Raw genomic sequence first — 18599 nt, 5'->3', positions numbered from 1 at the left:
TTGAGCCTGACGAGATTGCCTGACAGCACCTGCGCGAGCAGATAGGGCGGCGCGTTCAGAAACAGGGGTCTCGGCTATCCAAAATCATTCGCCCGCACGTCGAGGACCCGAAATGGGCGGTCTTGGACATCGTCCCGTCACCCGCCTTGTTCGGTTCTTGCCCCGGCCATGCAATAGCCATACGACGTAGCACGCCCCGCCGGAGTGATACGTTGCCTTGCCGCACGATGCGCCTAGGGTCAGCATCTTGTTCTGACATGCCAGGAAATGTGATGAGCAGGCGGGACCGCGAACTGTATGGACTGCAGATGCTTCGCGCTATTGCGGCCTTCGCGGTGATCGTCCGTCATACCCTTGAGATGTCCTATGGATCGGCGGGGCGCTTCACTCCTCCCTGGATAGCGAAATCGGGTGGAGCAGGGGTCGATCTGTTCTTCGTGATCAGCGGCTTCATCATGGTCTATGTGAGCTTTCCGCCTGGTCGACTCCCGGATTCCCCGAAGGATTTCATGGTCAAAAGGGCAACACGCATATTCCCATTGTACTGGATCTGCAGCGTCGCCATCGTTGCAATATCGGCGGTCGGATTTCTCCGAAATAGGCACATAGAGTCGTCTACGATATTAAATTCGGTATTTCTCCTGCCGGGAGATAAGTTGGTTTTCGTCGCCTGGACACTTTCATACGAGATATATTTTTATCTTATCTTTGCGATATGCCTCGCAATCGGAAAAATGCCTTTCACTTCTATATCGGCCATGATCGTTATGATCCTCGGAGTTGTATTTGGGGGGCGGATTCAGAATCCGATATTCGCTGATTTCGTCTCCAGCCCACTGGTCCTGGAATTCTGTTTTGGGATCGTTTTGGCTGTGTTGTTTTGCGCCGGCGCACAATGGAGAGTCCCGGCAGTTGTCGGGGCGCTTGGGTTTCTCGCGATAATCGTGGCTTCGATCGTCGCGGTGTCTCCCGAAGGTTTGTCCGAGGCGTCTCGGGTCATCTTCTGGGGGCTTCCGGCCGCTCTGATCGTGGCGGCTTTTCTCAACGTCGATCGGCCGCGGTCTAGGCTGGGCCGAGCGGCTGTACTGCTCGGCGACGCGTCTTACGCGCTGTACCTCACTCACATCTTCGTCATGCTGGGCTATGGCTGGCTAATCAAGTCGACGTTTGTCGGAGGCGTTTCGCAGGTTCCCTTCGTTCCCGCGATCATATCCATATGCATCATCGTCGGCGTGCTGACGCATCTGCTGATGGAAAAACCAATTCTGGAATTCATCAGGAAGACCCTGAAGCGCCAGCGGAGCCGGGGGCCTCTCGAGGCTGGCAACTTGCCAAGCTAATCCAACCGACGGCTGCCATAACGATGCAGCCCCGGGACAGGGTTACGTCCGAAGCGGTAGTGCGGGCACTTCATTCACCCGTATGGGCAAATTGCTTTCCATGAACGCAATCCCGACTATCCAGCCTGATTTGAAACGGGCAGGGAGGGCCCTTGCCATGTCCTTTCGTTTCGCAGCAGCCGCAGCCTGTCTGCTGGCCACCGTCGCGCCTGCTTCCGCTGATCTCATCTGGGGGGTCAACGGACATCCGATAACCGCCTATCCCGGCATATCGGTGGAAAGGCAACTCGACTACCTCAAGGATCTCGGCCTGAAATCCTACAGGGTGAACGTCACCGGCGAGGATAACGTCGATAAGCTTGCCGCACTTGTCGATGCCGGAAAGACGAGAGGTATCGAGATCCTGCCCGTCATCACGCCTGGGGGCATCGATCTGGAAAAGGATAGCCCGCAGGAGCTCTACGGGAAGAGCCGGAAAATGGCGATCGCCCTCGGCAGCAGGTTCAAGGACGACATTCGCGCTTGGGAACTCGGCAACGAGATGGAGACCTACGCCATCATCAAGCCCTGCGAGAAGCGCGACGACGGAACCCAATACCCCTGTGCATGGGGGCCTGCCGGCGGAACCGAGGCTCTCGACTACTACGGGCCGCGCTGGGTGAAGGTAAGCGCCGTCCTCAAAGGGCTGTCGGAAGGCATGACGGAGGTCGATCCGGGCATCAGGAAGGCGATGGGCACCGCCGGATGGGGCCACACCGGCGCCTTCGCGCGAATGAAACAGGACGGAATCGCCTGGGACATCTCGATCTGGCACATGTATGGCGATGATCCGGAATGGGCCTTCCGCGACATTGCCGGCTACGGCAAGCCGATCTGGGTCACAGAATTCAACAATCCTTATGGGAGTCAGCGCGGCGATCGGCAGCAGGCCGACGGTGTCAAGCAGACAATGACGCGCCTTCGCGAACTCAGCGAGAAGTACAAGGTCGAGGCCGGTCATATTTATGAATTGTTGGACGAGACCTACTGGGCGCCAAGCTTCGAGGCCAAGATGGGATTGGTGAGGCTCGCCGCCGCATCCGACGGCAATTGGAGGGCTGGCGAACCGAAGCCAGCCTACAAGACGGTGCGCGATCTGATCCGCGGCCCGCAGCCGCCGCTCAAGCCGCGTCGGGAATGCGATCCCCAGACCACGGCCGCAGACAAGCCCGTCCATGTGAGGCAGGCGAGCTTCGTCTATTGCCTCATACTGGGCCGCGAAGGCGATGCGGCCAGCGTGGAGCGGTGGTCCGTAGCCCTGGAAAGCGGAAACAGCAAGCTTGCGGACATGATCGTGGAAATGATGCGCACGGATGATTTCGAATCCAGATACGCGACGTTTGGCCTGACCGACAGCGCCTACATCAATTTCCTCTTTCAGTTGCTTCTGGGCCGCGGCGCGGACGGATACGGGCTGGAGACCTATGTCACTCAGTTGCGTGCCGGATCCATGACGCGGGAGATGGTGGCCTATGGCATCATCACTTCGGCGGAGTTCAACTCCAGATACGCCGCTACCCGCGAAGCCTCCGCGGTGCCGGCCCCGGGCTAGCAGGAAAAGTGGGCATCATGGCAATGCGCCTCGCCTCTGCGCTGATGGCCGTCATCGCATTCGCGGTCGCCTCCATCGGAAGCTGGGCATGCGAAAGCTCCGGCGGGACGCAGTTTCCGCTGCGGGTCGAAGCTAGGAAGAGCTATCCGGTCGACAAGAATGGCCGCCCGTTCTTTATGCAGGGTGACTCGCCCTGGTCGCTTATCGCCGATCTGACCGACAAGGAAGCTTTTCTGTATCTCGAAGACCGCAAGGCGCGCGGGTTCAATACCATACTGGTCAACCTTCTCGAGCACCGCTTCTCCCGCAATGCGCCGGCAAACGCCTATGGCGAGAGGCCATTTGCGCAGGGCGGAGATTTCGTCGTGCCGAACGAGGCATATTTCGCGCATGCCGATCGCGTCCTGCAGAAGGCATGCGATCTGGGTTTCCTTGTGCTCCTCGTTCCGGCTTATCTCGGATATGGCGGCGATGCCGATGGGTGGTATCAGGAAATGGCAACTGCCGGCGCGGGAAGACTCGCCGCCTATGGGCGTTTGGTCGGAAGTCGGTACCGGCGTTTCAACAACATCATGTGGGTCAATGGCGGCGACTACGATCCTGCGCGCAAGGACCTGGTGAGCGCCCTCGCTAGAGGCATTATGGAAGAGGATCCCGACGCTCTCAGCACGGTCCACGGCGCCCCGGAAACGGCCCCTCTGGATTTCTGGGGTCACCAGCCCTGGCTCAGCGTGAACAACGTTTACACCTATGGTCCCGTCTATGCGGCAGCGGCCAGGGAGTACGATGCCGGCAGGGGCATGCCCTTCTTCCTGATCGAGAGCGCCTATGAGTTCGAACACGGCGCCGACCAGTACCGGGTCCGCGTCCAGGCCTACCAGGCGATCCTGTCGGGCGCTTTCGGGCACCTCTACGGCAACAACCCGATCTGGCATTTCGGCGGTCCAGGCCTTTGGCCGGTGGACATGACGTGGCAAAAGGCGCTCGACACGCCCGGCGCGCGGAGCATGCAGATCCTGCATGACTATTTTTCGTCCATCAGGTGGTGGCAACTGGAACCCGACACCGGCAATGATTTGCTGGTCGGAGGACAGGGCGGCTACCACGCCCGTACACTATCGGCGCGGACGACGGATCGTTCGCTTGCGGTCGTCTATCTGACCTCCGGGAGGGGCATCACCCTCGATCTTGCAAGGCTCGCTGGGCCGCAGGTCTCGGCTCGCTGGATCGATCCTTCCACAGGACGGAGCGAAACAGTGGCTGGATCCCCATTTTCCGCGGATGTCCGGTATTTCGCGCCGCCGAGAGGCGATCACGCCGATTGGCTGCTGGAACTTCGTTCGCCGGTACAAAGCCAATGACCGCTACGAATGACGCCGATCGTTTTGAAAGCCTTGTGATTGCCGACGAGGTCAAGTCGGTTTCTCCCACAGGCCGACAAGGCACAGGGCGGCGCAGGACACGTCAGAGAATAGCTCTTTTCGGTCTTTTCGGCTGCGGCAATCTCGGCAATGAAGGTTCGCTCGAGGCAATGATCGGGTTCCTGAGACGAGAGCGGTCGGAGGCGGAACTTTCATGCATCTGCCGGGAACCAGATATCGTCAGGCAAGCGTTCGGCATCAAAACCTTGCCTATACGGCGGAAAGGCCCGGTCAACGGCCTGGCGGGAAAAATAAACCGGCTGTTCCTGAAAATCCCAGGAAAGCTCGCTGATTTTGCGCGAGCGTTCAGGCACGTACGCAAGGCGGATGTGATGATTTTCCCGGGCACCGGGATACTGGATGATTTTGGCGAACGGCCTGCCGGCATGCCTTACGACATTCTGAAATGGTGCTTGGCTGCCAGGCTCGCCGGCACACGCATTGCCTTCGTCAGCATCGGGGCAGGGCCAATCAGGAACCGGCTGAGCCGCTTCTTGATGATATCGGCGGCGCGGCTGGGTCACTACCGGTCTTATCGCGATCTCCAATCCAGGCAGTTCATGGAGCGCGCCGGGTGCGACAGCCGTGCAGATGCGATCTATCCAGACCTGGCCTTTGGCCTGCCCGTGCCGACCCCTTCCCGCCGAACCGATCCGAAGGTGTTGAGGGTGGGGGTGGGCGTCATGGCCTATCGTGGCTGGTATGGTTTTGCCGAAGGTGGCCAGTCGATCTTTTCGCGCTACATCGGCAAGCTGGCTCTTTTCGTCGTTCACCTCTTGGACAGCGGACACGAAGTCAGACTTCTCACCGGCGATGACGAGGACAGTATTGCCGTCGATGCCGTTCTGGCCGCCGTGAGGAGCTTCAGACCCGACTCGAAGCTGGCCCATGAACAGGTCAAATCCCTCGACGATGTTATGGGGCAGATCGCGCTCACCGACGTCGTCGTCGCCACGCGGTTCCACAACATCGTCTGTGCCTTGAAGTTGCGCAGGCCGACCATCTCACTTGGCTACGCCAGCAAGAATGATGTGCTGATGGAGCAAATGGGCTTGGGTGAGTACTGTCAAAATGTCGAAACATTCGATGTCGACATGCTCATTGCGCAGTTTTCGCGGTTGGCGGCAGACCTGGAAAAATGCGAGCAGGCCATAAGTGAGCGGCTCGTCGAACTAAGGGACCAAATCGAGAGACAGGAACTGCGCCTTCTCTCGGGGGTGGTCGGCTGAGGTGTGCCGTGCGGAGGTGGGACAAGCAATCGATACCTGCCCAAGGTCCAGGAACCTCTCGTAGAAAAGATGGCATCGGGAAGCGGGCAAGAGTGGGGCAATGCCGTTCGTCCCTGACCGAGTGTCTTTGTTCCGAAAATTTCAACATTTCGCGGTATGCATCGGAAATGCGGTATTCGCGGATTCACACAGATCGCCGTGCAGCTTCGACCCTGCGCTGCCCTGACTTCAATCACGACCCCGGCAGAGGGATTTTCCCCGGCGGCTGCTGTGTCCGACATCCTCGATGCAAATGCCCAAGGCGCAAGCAGCTCCCTGAAATGGTATAATGCTATGGGCGCAGCGACTAATCGCAAACTATATCTGGCCAGGCCTTTATTTATATTGCTGCTTGCTGCCATAGTTTTCGGAATCATACTATACGATAAGCTGCGTGAAGGAGAGGTGAGCAGCACGAAGCTTTGGCACTCGCTGACTTGGCGGCTGGAACTTTACGGCCGCAAGGCGGTCGGGGGTGTCCCGGATCTGTCCTGGGGCGAGCTCTTCCAGATGACGAAGCCGTCAAGTGGGTTCGTACTAACTACGACGGTGACGGAGGCGCGCTCGCTGGATGCTGCGGTCAGCAATCCTTATGTCAGTTCGGCAGACCTTAGTGCTGGCGCAGAGATATTTCGCAGGAACTGCACGGCCTGTCACGATGGATCAGGGGCTCACGCTCCGCTACTTGACCGGCCGCTCAGACACGGCGACAGCGACTTGGCCATCTACAAGGTCGTGCGCGACGGGATTCCTCAGAGTGCCATGGCATCCCACGCCGATCTGTCGTTCGACAATCGTTGGAGAGTTGTTGGCTATATCAGATCACTTCAGGCCAAGACTTCGGCCAAGAGCGACGACAGCGCGCGTCGACTTGATATCCGCGTCAAGGGCGACGACCTGCTAGCCCCGAATTCGGTCCAATGGTTGACCTATTCGGGATCATTGGACGGTCATCGATATTCGCCGCTAGCCGAAATCACAAAGGAAAATGTGTCGAGGCTTCATGTCCGCTGGGTTGGCCAGTTCGACACTAATGACCGTGTCATGGAGGCGACGCCGCTCGTAGTCGGGGGCACGCTCTTCACCAGCGTGCCGCCGGCCAGCATCGTCGCCTTTGACACAAAATCAGGCAGCGTGATCTGGAAGTTCGACAGGCCTATTCCCGACAACCTGCCGATGTGCTGTGGCCGGGTCAACAGGGGGCTTGCTGTACTTGGCAACACTCTCTTCATCGGCACCTTGGACGGCGTTCTGGTCGCCGTCGATGCCAACACTGGCAAGGAAGTCTGGGAAACCATGGTGGCCAAGCCCTCCGAAGGGTTCACGATGACGGGGGCACCTTTGGTCGTGAACAAGGCTGTCATCGTCGGCGTCGCCGGTGGCGAATTCGGCATCCGCGGATTCCTGGCGGCCTACGATCCTGAGACAGGCAAGGAGAAGTGGAAATTCAATACCATCCCCGGTCCTGGTGAACCAGGGCACGAGACCTGGAAGAACGATGCCTGGCGTACCGGTGGCGGTCCAACATGGGTGACGGGCAGCTACGACCCGTCGCTCGATCTCCTTTACTGGGGCGTGGGCAATCCAAGTCCTAATTATAATCACGATGTACGCCCCGGTGACAACTTGTTCACCAACAGTGTGATCGCGCTGCGGGCGAGTACCGGCAAGCTCGAATGGCATTTCCAGTTCACGCCGCATGATGAGCATGATTGGGATTCGAATCAGACGCCCATCCTTGCCGAACTAACGATCAATGGCGTCAAGCGCAAGGTGATCTGCTGGGCAAACAGGAATGGGTTTTATTATGTGCTCGATAGGGCTACAGGCGAATTCCTGACCGGCGTAAATTTTGTGGAGCAGAATTGGACCGATGGCCTGGATCGGGCGGGACGGCCAATTGTGCCTGAAGGCGCTTCCACTTCAGGACGTCTCATAAAGCCAGGAAGCGGCGGAACGAACTGGCCGAATCCGGCCTTCGATCAAAGTCAAAGTTTGTTTTTCGTGCCGGCGACAGAGTCGGCATCGATTTTTACGAAATCCGATGATGGCGTCGAGCGTGGGGAGGGTGGACTGTTTGTAGGCAGCGGAGCCGCGACGGTCGCTCCGCCGATGAGGTTCGTGCGAGCACTCGACGCTGCGACCGGGAAGAAAAGGTGGGAATTCCATTCTCCCTATGCACAGGACTCAGGTTACGGCGGACTTCTAGCGACTGCCGGCGGATTGGTTTTTGGCGCTTCCGCAGGAGTGTTGTTCGCGCTCGACTCCGCTACGGGTCGGGAGGTTTGGCGCATGTCGATTGATGGCGATACCCGAGCGGCTCCCATATCGTTTGTTGCCGACGGCCATCAGGAAATAGCAATCGCATCTGGACGAGCCCTCTTTGTTTTCGGATTGTGACCTTGCAGAATGCATTCCAGAGACCGAAACCGAATCCTCCTTTCCAAGTTTCCAACGCGCATCCTCCGAAAGGTTTAGGAGCGCGCTACCCGAAAGACGTAGCCGGTTGCCAGCTTTCGTCCAACTGGGCATGCCGATCTCCCATTGGCGTTCTCGCTCGCTCCTTTGAGCCCAACTAGCCTCTCCGCGACTCTGGGCGCTTGCGAAAAGGTGTGCGATGAAAGTCATGGTAACCGGCCATCAAGGCTATATCGGCTCGGTGATGGTGCCGATGCTTCTGCGCGCAGGGCATTCGGTCAGCGGCTACGACAGCGATCTCTACCGCCGCTGCACCTTTGCCTCGGGAGGAGCGCAGGTTGCCGTGCCGTCCATCCTGAAGGACGTGAGGGATGTGACTGCGAGCGACCTCGAGGGATTCGATGCCGTTATTCACCTCGCCGCTCTTTCCAACGACCCCTTATCCGACCTCGATCCCAATATCACCTATGAGATCAATCACAAGGGAACGGTCCGCTTTGCGAAGGCTGCCAAGCAGGCTGGGGTTACCCGCTTCCTGCTTGCCTCTTCATGCAGCAACTATGGGCAGGCAGGAGACGGCATGGTCGACGAAACGGCCGAGCTGAACCCGGTCACTGCCTACGGCTGGTCGAAGGTGCTTTCGGAACGCGACATTTCGGAACTGGCCGACAGCAACTTCTCCCCGATCTACTTCCGCCCCGCCACGGCCTACGGCCTGTCGCCGCGCCTGCGCTTTGACATCGTGCTGAACAATCTCGTCGCCTGGGCCGTCACCAAAGGCGTGATCCTGCTCAAGTCCGACGGTACGCCATGGCGGCCAATCGTCCACATCGAGGACATTTCGAGGGCCTTCATCGCCGGACTGGAAGCGCCGCGCGAGGCCGTTCACAACGAAGCCTTCAATGTCGGGCGCACGGAGCACAACTACCGGATCCGCGACATAGCCGAGATCGTGGCCAGCGTCGTGCCGGGCTGCCGTCTTGAATTCGCCTCCGATGCCGGCCCCGACAAGCGGTCTTATCGCGTCAGCTTCGATAAGATTGCGCGCACGCTGCCTGCCTTCAAGCCGCGATGGGATGCGCGCAAGGGTGCCGAGCAGCTGTACCAGGCCTACGCCAAGTCGAATGTCACGCTCGAGGAATTCGAGGGGCCGCGCTTCCAGCGCATCGGCCACATCAAATATCTGCGGGCCAATCAGTTCCTGGACGAGCGGATGCGGGTCACCGAACCCTCGCGAAAGCTGGAGGCAGCGGCCGGTTAGCGCGAATGGAACACGTGGTCCCGGCGCGGCTCGGCCAGCCGCCGTCTTCCACCGGTCCTGGGCAGGAAATCTACGCGTTGGCCGAACGCCTCTTTCCGATCTGCCGGAGCATCACCGGGGAGGGCGTGCGTCGAACGCTGGACATCCTCTCGGAGCAAATCGATCTGGCACGGCATGAGGTGCCCACCGGAACCCGGCTGTTCGATTGGACCGTTCCGCAGGAATGGAACATCCGCTCGGCAAGCATTATTGGCCCGGATGGACGCAAGATCGTGGATTTCGCTCAATCCAACCTGCACGTCGTCAACTACAGCATAGGTTTCAAGGGGGTTCTGACGCTCGACGAGCTGCGTCCGCACATCCATACACTGCCCGAGCAGCCGCAGCTGATCCCATACCGCACAAGCTACTATGCCCCGACTTGGGGGTTTTGCATGGCCCATGACCGCCTGGCCGACATGCCTGACGGTCTATACCAGGTGGAGATCGATGCGGAGCACAGGGACGGCAGCCTCACCTACGGCGAATATCTGCATCGCGGTGAGACGGAGCGGGAATTCCTTCTTTCCGCCCACATATGCCATCCTTCGCTTGCCAACGACAATTGCTCGGGCCTGGCGTTGCTGGCAACGCTTGCGAGAATCCTCAAGACAAGGAAGACGCGCTACAGCTACCGCTTCCTCTTTGCTCCGGGCACGATCGGCGCCCTGGCCTGGCTGTCCCGCAACGAGGATCGGCTGCATCTGATCGATCACGGCCTGGTGCTGTCATGCGTAGGCGACCCCGGCCCCCCGGCCTATAAGCGCAGCCGTCGCGGCGACGCCGCCATTGACCGCGCGATGACCCATGTCCTCCGCCGCGAGGACGGGGCAAAGCTGATCGATTTCTCGCCCTACGGCTATGACGAACGGCAATATTGCTCGCCGGGCTTCAATCTCCCCGTCGGCATGTTCCAGCGCAGTGTCCACGGCACCTTCCCGCAGTACCATACCTCGGCCGACAATCTCGATTTCATCCGGCCGGAGCACCTGGAGGATTCCTTGCGTATCCTCATGGACGTGATCGACATCGTCGAAAATGACTGGACGCCGCTCAATCTTTTTCCCAAGGGCGAGCCGCAACTCGGCAGGCGCGGTCTCTACGCTGCCCTGGGCGGGCAGAAGTCTTCGGGCGCAACCTCGATGTCCCTGCTTTGGGTGCTCAATCTTGCCGACGGAGAGCATTCCTTGCTGGCGATGGCGGAGCGCTCGGGACTGCCGTTCGGGGAATTGGCCGCCGCGGCGAGGCTGCTTTCGGACCACGGCCTCCTGGCCGAGGCGGCGTTCGAGCACCGCTCTCGATAGCGTCAAGCCCGAACGAGTCTAAGAGAACCGCTGCATGTCGCGCAAAAGTGTGCAGCGGTTTTCCGAAAACGACATGCACAGAGCGCGTCGCCCGGATCCGTTTCAGCGCCAGGCGCTTTAGGAAGCCAGCTTCTTCAGCAGCGGCCAGTTGACGTCCCTTTCCGATATCGCGGTCGGCATCAAAGGCCAATTTATCGAAAAGACGGGATCGTTGTAGCGCAGGCCCGTCGATGCGTGTGGCGTATAGAATTGCGATATCAGGTAGGAGACCTCGGCGTCGTTCGTGAGCGTCTGGAACCCGTGCGCAAGCCCGGCGGGGATATAGACCTGTTTCATGTTTTCGGGCGTCAGTTCGAAGCCCAGCCACTGGTGGCGTGTCGGCGAATTCGGGCGCAAGTCCACCACCACATCGAAGATGGCGCCGCGGACGCAGGAGACGAGCTTGACCTCGGCGTACGGCTCCTCTTGATAGTGCAATCCCCGCAGCGTTCCTCTTTTGACCGAATGCGACCGGCTGTGCTGGACAAAACGTGTCGCCAGCCCGCAATCGGCCATCTCCTTTTCGCAGAAAAGGCGAGTAAACGAACCGCGGTCGTCGATTACCGGCGTCGGTTCTATCAGCCAGACGCCCCTAAGCTTCGTTTCTGTGAATCGCATGTCGACGTTCGCCCAACGCTGGCCAAATGGGAACCAGCGGCCCGATTGTTTGCACCGCCCGCCGGGGCCGAAAGAGCTACCTAAGCGTTAGAGACTTCTCCGATTGCGGTAGGCACGACTGACCTGACTACCCATTCGGAGGTCCTGGCGCGATCGCCGTCCTTGTCGTTTCCCCGTAAGGATTAAGGCACCCGACAGATTGGCAAATCGAATCCGGGTCCGCCCCATTCTAAGTTGCTTCATCTACCTCCGGGGCGCAGCGGCAGCAGGTTCGTCGTAAGGCTACTGCGTCCCCTTTTTCAAATCAGTCGGGCAGGAGCGGGGATGAACATTCAGGCTGTCGAAGTCGTTCGCGATCACAACACGGCACGCCGGCCTGTCGGCTGCAGGCTCTGCGGGTCCCGGCTGCGCCACACGCTGGTCGATCTTGGCATGTCGCCGCCGTGCGAGAGCTTCCTGCGAGCCGACCAACTGGACCAGGTGGAACTCTATTATCCGCTCAATGTCCTGGTGTGCGATACCTGCTATCTGGTGCAGCTCAAGGAGTACATGAGCCCCGAGACCATCTTCAGCGAATACGCCTACTTTTCTTCCTTCTCGACAAGCTGGGTCGCCCACGCGAAAACCTATTGCGAGGCGATCACGAAGCGGCTTGGACTCGGCGCCGACAGCCTCGCGGTGGAACTCGCCAGCAACGATGGCTATCTTCTCCAGCATTTCCTGCCGCTCGGTGTTCCGGTGCTTGGCGTCGAGCCGGCAGCCAATGTTGCACGCGCCGCTCTCGAGAAGGGCGTGCCGACCAGGGTCGATTTCTTTGGCGTCCGCCTGGCCATTCAGATGGTGGCCGAAGGTCTCCGCGCCGATCTCATCATCGGCAACAACGTCCTGGCCCAGGTGCCTGACCTCAACGACTTCGTCGCGGGAATGAAGATCCTGCTCAAGCCGCAAGGCGTCGTCACGCTCGAGTTCCCGCACATAGAGCGGTTGATGGCCGAAAACCAGTTCGACACCATCTACCACGAGCACTTTTCATACTTCTCCTTGCTGACCATCGACCTGATGGCCACCCGCCACGGGCTGCGGCTGATCGACGTCGAGGAACTGCCAACCCATGGCGGCTCGCTTCGGGTCTATCTCGCCAACGAGGGCAGCAGCTGGCCTGTGAATGACCGCGTCGCCAAACTGCTCGAGCGCGAAAATCGGCACGGGTTGACGGAAATGGCGACCTACGCCTCTTTCGGCGACAAGGCCCAGCGCGCGAAGCGCGACCTGCTGGCATTTCTGATCTCCGCCAAGAACGAGGGCAAGAAGATCTGCGGCTATGGCGCGCCCGGCAAAGGCAACACCTTGCTCAACTACTGCGCGATAGGCCCCGACTTCCTCGACTTCACCGTAGACCGAAATCCCTACAAGAATGGTCGCTTCACGCCGGGCATGCACATCCCGATCAGACCAGTAGACGCGATCGACCACGCGAAGCCGGACTATATCCTGATCCTGCCGTGGAACTTGAAGGACGAGATTATCCACCAGATGCATCACGTCGCCGCCTGGGGCGCGAAATTCGTGGTGCCAATTCCTTTCGTGGCAGTGATCGATCCATCGGAGCTATAGAGATGAAAGTCGTCCTTTTCTGCGGCGGCCGCGGCACGCGCATACGTGACTATTCAGACGCCATACCGAAGCCGATGATTCCGCTCGGCCATCAGCCGATCCTGCGTCACGTCATGCAGTGGTACAGCGACTACGGGCATGACGAATTCGTCTTGTGCCTGGGCTACAAGGCCAATGTCATCAAGGACTTCTTCCTCAACACCCGGCCGCAGACCTTCTCCGATTGCATTGTCACGCATGGCGGCCAGGACGTGAAGCTGCTCGGCGACACGGTCAAGGATTGGAGCATCACGCTGCTCGATACGGGCATCTGGCGCAACATAGGCGAGCGTCTGTGGGCGGCGAAGGACCATGTCAGGAACGAGAAGATGTTTCTGGCCAACTACTCCGACGGCCTCACCAATGTCGACCTCGACGACGTGATCGCGAAGTTCGAGGCCAGCGGCAAGATCGGTTGCTTCCTCGCTGTGCGCGCGCCGCTCACATATCACCTGGCCGACATTGCCGAAGACGGCCGCGTGCGTGAGTTTCGCACGACCGAGACCTCGGAGATCTGGATCAACGGCGGTTATTTCGTGTTCCGGCCCGAAATCTTCGACTACATGCGGGACGGCGAGGAACTCGTTATCGAACCTTTTAGGCGACTGATCGACGACAATATGCTGATGGCATACAAGCATGAGGGGTTCTGGCGTTCCATGGATACGTTGCGCGACTGGCAATCGCTGGAAGACATGGTCGAAAAGGGCGACATGCCCTGGAATAGGAAGATCACCGCCGAGAAAGTTAGACGCAGCATGGTGATGGCTGCATCATGAAGGGACTTGGCCTCGCACGTCGAGGGGAGGACCTCTCCATCCTCTGTCTGGGGGCCCATTCCGACGATATCGAGATCGGCGCGGGAGGAACGATCCTGAGCCTGATCGCTTCGGGAACCAAACTGAACGTCCACTGGTGCGTGTTGAGCGCCGGCGGTCAGCGATCGGCCGAAGCCAGGGCGTCGGCGGAAGCCTTCCTCCAAGGCGCGAACTCATCCAACGTCGAGGTGGCGGATTTTGAAGACAGTTTCTTTCCCGCCCACAGTCGATCGATAAAGCATTGGCTGATCGATGTAAGGTCGCGCACTGCTCCCGACGTGGTGTTCACTCACGCCAGGTACGATGCCCATCAGGATCATAGGGAGGTCAATCAACTGACCTGGAACGTCTTCCGCGATCATCTGGTACTCGAATACGAGATCCCGAAATGGGACGGCGATCTCGGCCAGCCGAATGCCTATGTGCCGCTTGCGCCCGATGTGCTGGAACGCAAGATCGACCTGCTGCATGAGCACTTCGGGACGCAGCGCTCCAAGGACTGGTTCGACCGCGACACCTTCGTCGGGCTTGCAAGATTGCGCGGAATGGAATGCCGGGCGCCCCAGCATTTCGCCGAGGCGTTCACGCTTCGCAAAGCCAAGATTCTTTAGGGGACCTGCAGAAGGCAACCAGCCGCGAATCGGCAGTGAAGGGGCCGAACGTCCCGGTCGATCTGCTACCAAGCTGCCTGCCGTCGTCCGGCGAAACTGACCTTCGCAGGAAAGACAGGCTAAAAAAGCGATTCAAGCCAAGGCACGATCTTAACGTGCTGTGAAGTTGGGGGGACTTACTAAGGTGCGCAACGCACTTGCTCCTGGATTTTCGCTCAACGAAGCACGCATTGGCACGGTCCAGGGCGGGGAAGCTGGTATTTTGGTCTGGAGGTTCAACCAATTGGTTGCAATCCTTACCCGGATCGATGAGGAAGCCTATTCGACAAAGGGCAAATGGTTCCTCGAGACGGGGTTCGGCTTGCTGAGCGGGCAGCACAGGAATTTCGATACGATCGAGGAAGCCGTGACTTGGGTGGGCCGACACACTTTCCCTGATCCTGCTCACTCGGCAGATTCATTGGCGGATTCGGTTGCGTTTTAAACAAGCTCCCGGCCAACTCCTGCCGCCGGTCATGTTCCTCGCCGCGCGGGGTTTTCGCCATACTGCATGTCGCGCAAAAGTATGCAGCGGTTAGGCTTCCGGGCGGTCAAGACGTCGCTATGAGCTGGCTTGCCGATTGCCCCTTGGTTCCAATGATTGCGGCTTGCGGAGTCTCTTGAGCTGCGCTGACTTCGGCCCGTTCGTCTCCGCTGTTGTAGCGGCGGAAAACGACCCTTGACGGTCGACCAACCAGGAAGCGGCTGGCTCCCGACTCCAGGGCCTGCGCATAGACCGCCAGCGCCCCATCGACGGCCTCTATGGTCTTCATGACCGCAGCATTGTCGTGCGTGTAGCTGACGACCAGAGACGGCATGAGCACCCCACGCCTGATCGTCTCCTGCAGGAACAGCGAGCGATATGCCTGCGATGGCTTGCCGTCGAGGTCGAGCGTGGCAAATGCCAGGCAGCAGGGTCGGCCGACGACCTTGAAATGCCGATCCACTCCATGGCGCCTGGCCGCCTCCTCGATACCGTCCCTCAGTTTCGTTCCCTGATCATACAGGTGCTCGACCACCGGTTCGTTCTGATAGACCCGCATGGTCGCGATCGCCGCGGCGAGCGCATGCGTCTCCGCGCCATGCGTGGTTGACAGCAGGAAGACTCTCGGGCGGTCCGTATGCTCCAGCCCGCCGAGACGCATGTACTCGCGTTTCCCCGCGAGGGCGGAGACTGAAAACCCGTTGCCGAGCGCTTTGCCGAACGTCGACAGGTCCGGCTCGATTCCATAAAGTTTCTGCGCCCCGCCCGCATGCCACCTGAAGCCGGTGATCATCTCGTCGAGGATGAGCAGCGCGCCGTTGTCCCTGCACAGCCGCTGGACCTTGTGCAGGAACCCGTCTGTCGGATCGTCGCCGCGGGATGGCTCCATGATCAGAGCCGCCAGCCTGCCTGGGTAGCGGTCGAAAAGCTCCTTGACGCTGGCGACGTCGTTGTAGCGGAAGGTGACGGTAAGATTTCGGACCGCCTCTGGAATCCCTGCATTCATTGGCGTGGTCCCGATGAACCAGTCGTCCGTCGAAAAGAAGGGATGGTCCGCGCAGCAGGCAACGAGATCGCGGCCCGTATAGGCACGCGCAAGCCGGACGGCCCCAGACGTTGCATCCGACCCGTCCTTGCAGAACTTTACCATCTGAGCGCCGATCAGCTCCAGGAATGTCTCGGCGCAGTCGACCTCGATCCTGGCTGGACGCGTGAAATTGCAACCCCCGCGGATCGCTTTCTCTGCCGCCCTGAGCACGCTCGGGTAGGCGTGTCCCAATCCGACGGAACGGTTGCCCATGCCGTATTCGATGTACTCGTTGCCGTCGACGTCCCAGACATGGCAACCCAAACCGCGCTCGATGAAACCCGGCGCGAGGACGGGATATTGGTCCTCGCCCTTTGCATAGGTGTGGCAGCCGCCCGGGATCAGTCGGCGACCACGTTCCTGCAGGCGGACGGATCGTTGAAAACGAAAGCCTTGCTCAGACATGAGGAGAACTCCACTCAGTCAGCAAGTCTACAAGTTCGGCCCAGGATTTCGCGTTCTCCATAAGGTCATCGGTTAGCACTTATGGCGGATACGCTGGCGCCGACTGCTTGGCTGCAAGCACGGGCCTTGCCGGCAACTCCGAGCGGCCTCCGCTGCCGGCAAGGCAGCGGAGGTCTGGATCCCTACTTCTTGAAGATTAGGCAATCGAGGGCGGCCCACCTCTGGTGGGCCATTCTTGATCCATGTACCCCAGAAGCGTCCAGCGGTTCTGGGGCAAGAGATGGATCAACAAAAGACTAAAGCGCGACGCACCTAAGGCCGCTCTTCTATCGAAGCTCCTTCGGAGAAGAGATCGTTGACCTTGTAGGCAACTTCAGTGCGGTTGGTCGCCTTCAGCTTCTTCATGATGTTTCGGATATGTACCTTCACAGTGCTTTCGCGCAAGTTCAGCTCGTAGGCGATGATCTTGTTTGCCTTGCCGCGCCGGAGCGCCTGGGCGACCTCGGTTTGCCTCAAGGTGAACATTCGCGTCAAAGGCTGCGTTTCGCGGCTGCCTGAGTCGATCAGATGCCGCATCGACAGAACACTGCTCGCCGGGACGAATATGCCTCCGGCTGCCGCAAGATTGATCGCCTCGACGCAGACATCGATGCCGACCGAGGTTGGAATGTAACCTCGTGCGCCACACTCGAGAGCTGCCAGTATCTGCGCGAGGTCCTCGTTGTCGGCGAGGACGACCACGGGGACGGATTTGAACTCAGACGATATGCGCCTGATCTCGTCTGCCGTGGCATGGTCGGTGACCTTCCGGCCGCCGAGATTGAAGAGAATGGCCACCAGGGGAGGGGCCGAACCCTTCTTCATGCGCCATTCTTCGATGGAACCCATGGCGGCGACCGCCATGCCGAGCTCGTGATCCACAAGGGCCGATGCGAGGCATTCTCGGTCGAGGGCCCTTCCATCTAATATTAGGAGGCATTCCTTGTGAGCATGTTCTGTTCCGTTACCGGGAACTCTTGGCTGGTTGTCTGAAGTGTACTTAAGCAGTCCTGCTGTTGAACTCATACTACCCACCCTTTTGCATTCAAGCCGCTTCCGGCGGCCGGCGTACCCCTTGCTTGCTAGATTTTGGAAAAGTGATCCCCAATCCCAAACGGGCTTCAGACTACACTGTCTCAGCCTGACGTCCGTAGCCGCTCCTCGGTACCCCACACAAAGAACGGCCAAAGCCAGTTTAGAGCAAATTTATTAGCGATCGCTAACCTAGGTTAATTTTTGGTAAATTTCCAATGACCGGAAAAGGCGTGGCTGAACTGGACCCAAAAGCCAAAGGAAACTAGCTGAGGTATTCTCTTTCGAAGCTGGCCAATTTGACCAAGTTCTTGCGGTTGAGCATCTCTACATGGCCGCCCTTGAAAGAGACGAGATCGGCGTTGCGCAGTTCCCTCAATGTCCGGTTGACGTGAACGGGGGTCATTCCCAGGATGTCTGCCAGTTCGTTTTGAGTGAGTGGACAGTCGTATTTTCCCTGAGAGGACAAGCCGACATTGGAGAGCCTTTCCTCCAACTCGAGCAGGAAGTGAGCGGTCCGGCTCATTGCGTTGCGCCGCCCGACATTCACCACGTGCTCGGCAAAAATGGCGTTCAGCCGCGCCAATGCGTGGGCCATCTTGCTGCCGAGACTGCCCTTCGACAACATGCCTTCGACCAGCGCCTTCCTTGGAATTTCGTAGACAGTAAGTTCGGATGCAGATGCCAGCGATGCGAACCGAGGTCCGTCTACGGAACGGAAACCGACAATGTCGCCCCAGAGAGGGGTGTCGATGATCTGCCGGTCGCCGTCAGGCAGCCCGCGATAAAGCAAAGCCCAACCCGATTTTACGATGAAAATCGTGTCGTTGTCGTCGTCCTGGCGGCACAGGATCGAATGCGGCTTATAGACTCTCGTGGTCGTGCCGGGAAAATCGTTGTTGGACCATTCGATTTTCGACGATGTCCCCTCCGCGGGACGCGAATGCATGAACTGCGACAGTGCCTGCATGGAGACCCGCGAGTTTGTCAATCCCGGCACAACCTACAATAGTTGCTCCTCGAAAGCCAGATGCATGCCGCTTTTCGCCGGTCACTGCTTTTGTCTGATACCGCACCGGGCAATCAGTACGCCACGGCGCGCTGGCTGCCCGCAACGATGAACGTACCTTTT

General features: G+C 59.2%; 15 protein-coding genes. 11 read left to right on the top strand and 4 right to left on the bottom strand.

Annotated elements, in window-relative coordinates:
• Positions 1 to 272 precede the first annotated feature (272 nt).
• From EJ074_RS09935 to EJ074_RS09905, 7 genes are all read left to right on the top strand, one after another.
• Positions 273 to 1340 (top strand): acyltransferase, encoded by a 1068-nt coding sequence (locus EJ074_RS09935; protein ID WP_165349905.1) that lies wholly within the window; start codon positions 273 to 275, stop codon positions 1338 to 1340.
• A gap of 157 nt (positions 1341 to 1497) precedes the next feature.
• The gene (locus EJ074_RS09930) at positions 1498 to 2931 is read left to right on the top strand and encodes a DUF4214 domain-containing protein (RefSeq protein WP_129553205.1); all 1434 of its coding nucleotides are present in this window, start codon (positions 1498 to 1500) and stop codon (positions 2929 to 2931) included.
• Between the two features lie 17 nt (positions 2932 to 2948).
• On the top strand, positions 2949 to 4292 hold the full coding sequence (locus EJ074_RS09925; protein WP_129553204.1) for a DUF4038 domain-containing protein: 1344 nt from the start codon (positions 2949 to 2951) through the stop codon (positions 4290 to 4292).
• On the top strand, positions 4289 to 5581 hold the full coding sequence (locus EJ074_RS09920) for a polysaccharide pyruvyl transferase family protein (protein WP_129553203.1): 1293 nt from the start codon (positions 4289 to 4291) through the stop codon (positions 5579 to 5581). The genes EJ074_RS09925 and EJ074_RS09920 overlap by 4 nt, the downstream gene beginning before the upstream one ends.
• 270 nt (positions 5582 to 5851) lie before the next feature.
• The gene (locus EJ074_RS09915; protein WP_165349904.1) at positions 5852 to 8020 is read left to right on the top strand and encodes a PQQ-dependent dehydrogenase, methanol/ethanol family; all 2169 of its coding nucleotides are present in this window, start codon (positions 5852 to 5854) and stop codon (positions 8018 to 8020) included.
• 217 nt (positions 8021 to 8237) lie between these two features.
• Positions 8238 to 9299, top strand: coding sequence for an NAD(P)-dependent oxidoreductase (locus EJ074_RS09910; RefSeq protein ID WP_129553201.1), 1062 nt, complete (start codon positions 8238 to 8240; stop codon positions 9297 to 9299).
• Positions 9300 to 9304: 5 nt separating this feature from the next.
• Positions 9305 to 10642: a DUF4910 domain-containing protein gene (locus EJ074_RS09905; RefSeq protein WP_129553200.1), complete on the top strand. Its 1338-nt coding sequence runs from the start codon at positions 9305 to 9307 to the stop codon at positions 10640 to 10642.
• A gap of 117 nt (positions 10643 to 10759) precedes the next feature.
• Here the strand turns inward: EJ074_RS09905 and rfbC are convergent, their stop codons facing one another.
• Positions 10760 to 11299, bottom strand: coding sequence for a dTDP-4-dehydrorhamnose 3,5-epimerase (rfbC, locus tag EJ074_RS09900; protein ID WP_129553199.1), 540 nt, complete (start codon positions 11297 to 11299; stop codon positions 10760 to 10762).
• Positions 11300 to 11623: 324 nt separating this feature from the next.
• Between rfbC and EJ074_RS09895 the strand changes: the two genes are divergently transcribed.
• The 4 genes from EJ074_RS09895 to EJ074_RS09880 all read left to right on the top strand — a co-directional run bounded on the left by EJ074_RS09895 (position 11624) and on the right by EJ074_RS09880 (position 14865).
• A complete protein-coding gene (locus EJ074_RS09895) occupies positions 11624 to 12913 on the top strand; it encodes a class I SAM-dependent methyltransferase (protein ID WP_129553198.1) in 1290 nt (429 codons plus the stop codon).
• 2 nt (positions 12914 to 12915) lie between these two features.
• Positions 12916 to 13731 carry a sugar phosphate nucleotidyltransferase gene (locus EJ074_RS09890; protein WP_129553197.1) on the top strand — a complete coding sequence of 272 codons (816 nt, stop codon included), beginning with the start codon at positions 12916 to 12918 and terminating at the stop codon, positions 13729 to 13731.
• On the top strand, positions 13728 to 14381 hold the full coding sequence (locus EJ074_RS09885) for a PIG-L deacetylase family protein (RefSeq protein ID WP_129553196.1): 654 nt from the start codon (positions 13728 to 13730) through the stop codon (positions 14379 to 14381). Before EJ074_RS09890 ends, EJ074_RS09885 begins: the two co-directional genes overlap by 4 nt.
• Positions 14382 to 14565: 184 nt before the next feature.
• A complete protein-coding gene (locus EJ074_RS09880; RefSeq protein WP_129553195.1) occupies positions 14566 to 14865 on the top strand; it encodes a hypothetical protein in 300 nt (99 codons plus the stop codon).
• 106 nt (positions 14866 to 14971) lie between these two features.
• Here EJ074_RS09880 and EJ074_RS09875 read toward each other — a convergent pair whose 3' ends face one another.
• The 3 genes from EJ074_RS09875 to EJ074_RS09865 form a co-directional block, all read right to left on the bottom strand.
• Complete coding sequence (locus tag EJ074_RS09875) at positions 14972 to 16396, bottom strand: glutamate-1-semialdehyde 2,1-aminomutase (protein ID WP_129553194.1); 1425 nt, start codon at positions 16394 to 16396, stop codon at positions 14972 to 14974.
• Between the two features lie 312 nt (positions 16397 to 16708).
• A complete protein-coding gene (locus tag EJ074_RS09870; protein ID WP_245454817.1) occupies positions 16709 to 17470 on the bottom strand; it encodes a response regulator transcription factor in 762 nt (253 codons plus the stop codon).
• A 262-nt stretch (positions 17471 to 17732) separates the two neighbouring features.
• The gene (locus tag EJ074_RS09865; RefSeq protein WP_129553193.1) at positions 17733 to 18437 is read right to left on the bottom strand and encodes a Crp/Fnr family transcriptional regulator; all 705 of its coding nucleotides are present in this window, start codon (positions 18435 to 18437) and stop codon (positions 17733 to 17735) included.
• Between the last annotated feature and the right edge of the window lie 162 nt (positions 18438 to 18599).

Source organism: Mesorhizobium sp. M3A.F.Ca.ET.080.04.2.1 (assembly GCF_003952525.1).
In the GTDB taxonomy this organism is placed as follows: Bacteria; Pseudomonadota; Alphaproteobacteria; order Rhizobiales; family Rhizobiaceae; genus Mesorhizobium.
This window is presented reverse-complemented; position numbering and strand designations above follow the sequence as displayed.

Coding starts and splice junctions, on each gene's coding strand:
- EJ074_RS09925 (WP_129553204.1), top strand. CDS start 2,949: ATGGCAATGCGCCTCGCCTCTGCGCTGATGGCCGTCATCGCATTCGCG.
- EJ074_RS09935 (WP_165349905.1), top strand. CDS start 273: ATGAGCAGGCGGGACCGCGAACTGTATGGACTGCAGATGCTTCGCGCT.
- EJ074_RS09930 (WP_129553205.1), top strand. CDS start 1,498: ATGTCCTTTCGTTTCGCAGCAGCCGCAGCCTGTCTGCTGGCCACCGTC.
- rfbC (WP_129553199.1), bottom strand. CDS start 11,299: ATGCGATTCACAGAAACGAAGCTTAGGGGCGTCTGGCTGATAGAACCG.
- EJ074_RS09895 (WP_129553198.1), top strand. CDS start 11,624: ATGAACATTCAGGCTGTCGAAGTCGTTCGCGATCACAACACGGCACGC.
- EJ074_RS09905 (WP_129553200.1), top strand. CDS start 9,305: ATGGAACACGTGGTCCCGGCGCGGCTCGGCCAGCCGCCGTCTTCCACC.
- EJ074_RS09885 (WP_129553196.1), top strand. CDS start 13,728: ATGAAGGGACTTGGCCTCGCACGTCGAGGGGAGGACCTCTCCATCCTC.
- EJ074_RS09875 (WP_129553194.1), bottom strand. CDS start 16,396: ATGTCTGAGCAAGGCTTTCGTTTTCAACGATCCGTCCGCCTGCAGGAA.
- EJ074_RS09890 (WP_129553197.1), top strand. CDS start 12,916: ATGAAAGTCGTCCTTTTCTGCGGCGGCCGCGGCACGCGCATACGTGAC.
- EJ074_RS09865 (WP_129553193.1), bottom strand. CDS start 18,437: ATGCAGGCACTGTCGCAGTTCATGCATTCGCGTCCCGCGGAGGGGACA.
- EJ074_RS09920 (WP_129553203.1), top strand. CDS start 4,289: ATGACCGCTACGAATGACGCCGATCGTTTTGAAAGCCTTGTGATTGCC.
- EJ074_RS09910 (WP_129553201.1), top strand. CDS start 8,238: ATGAAAGTCATGGTAACCGGCCATCAAGGCTATATCGGCTCGGTGATG.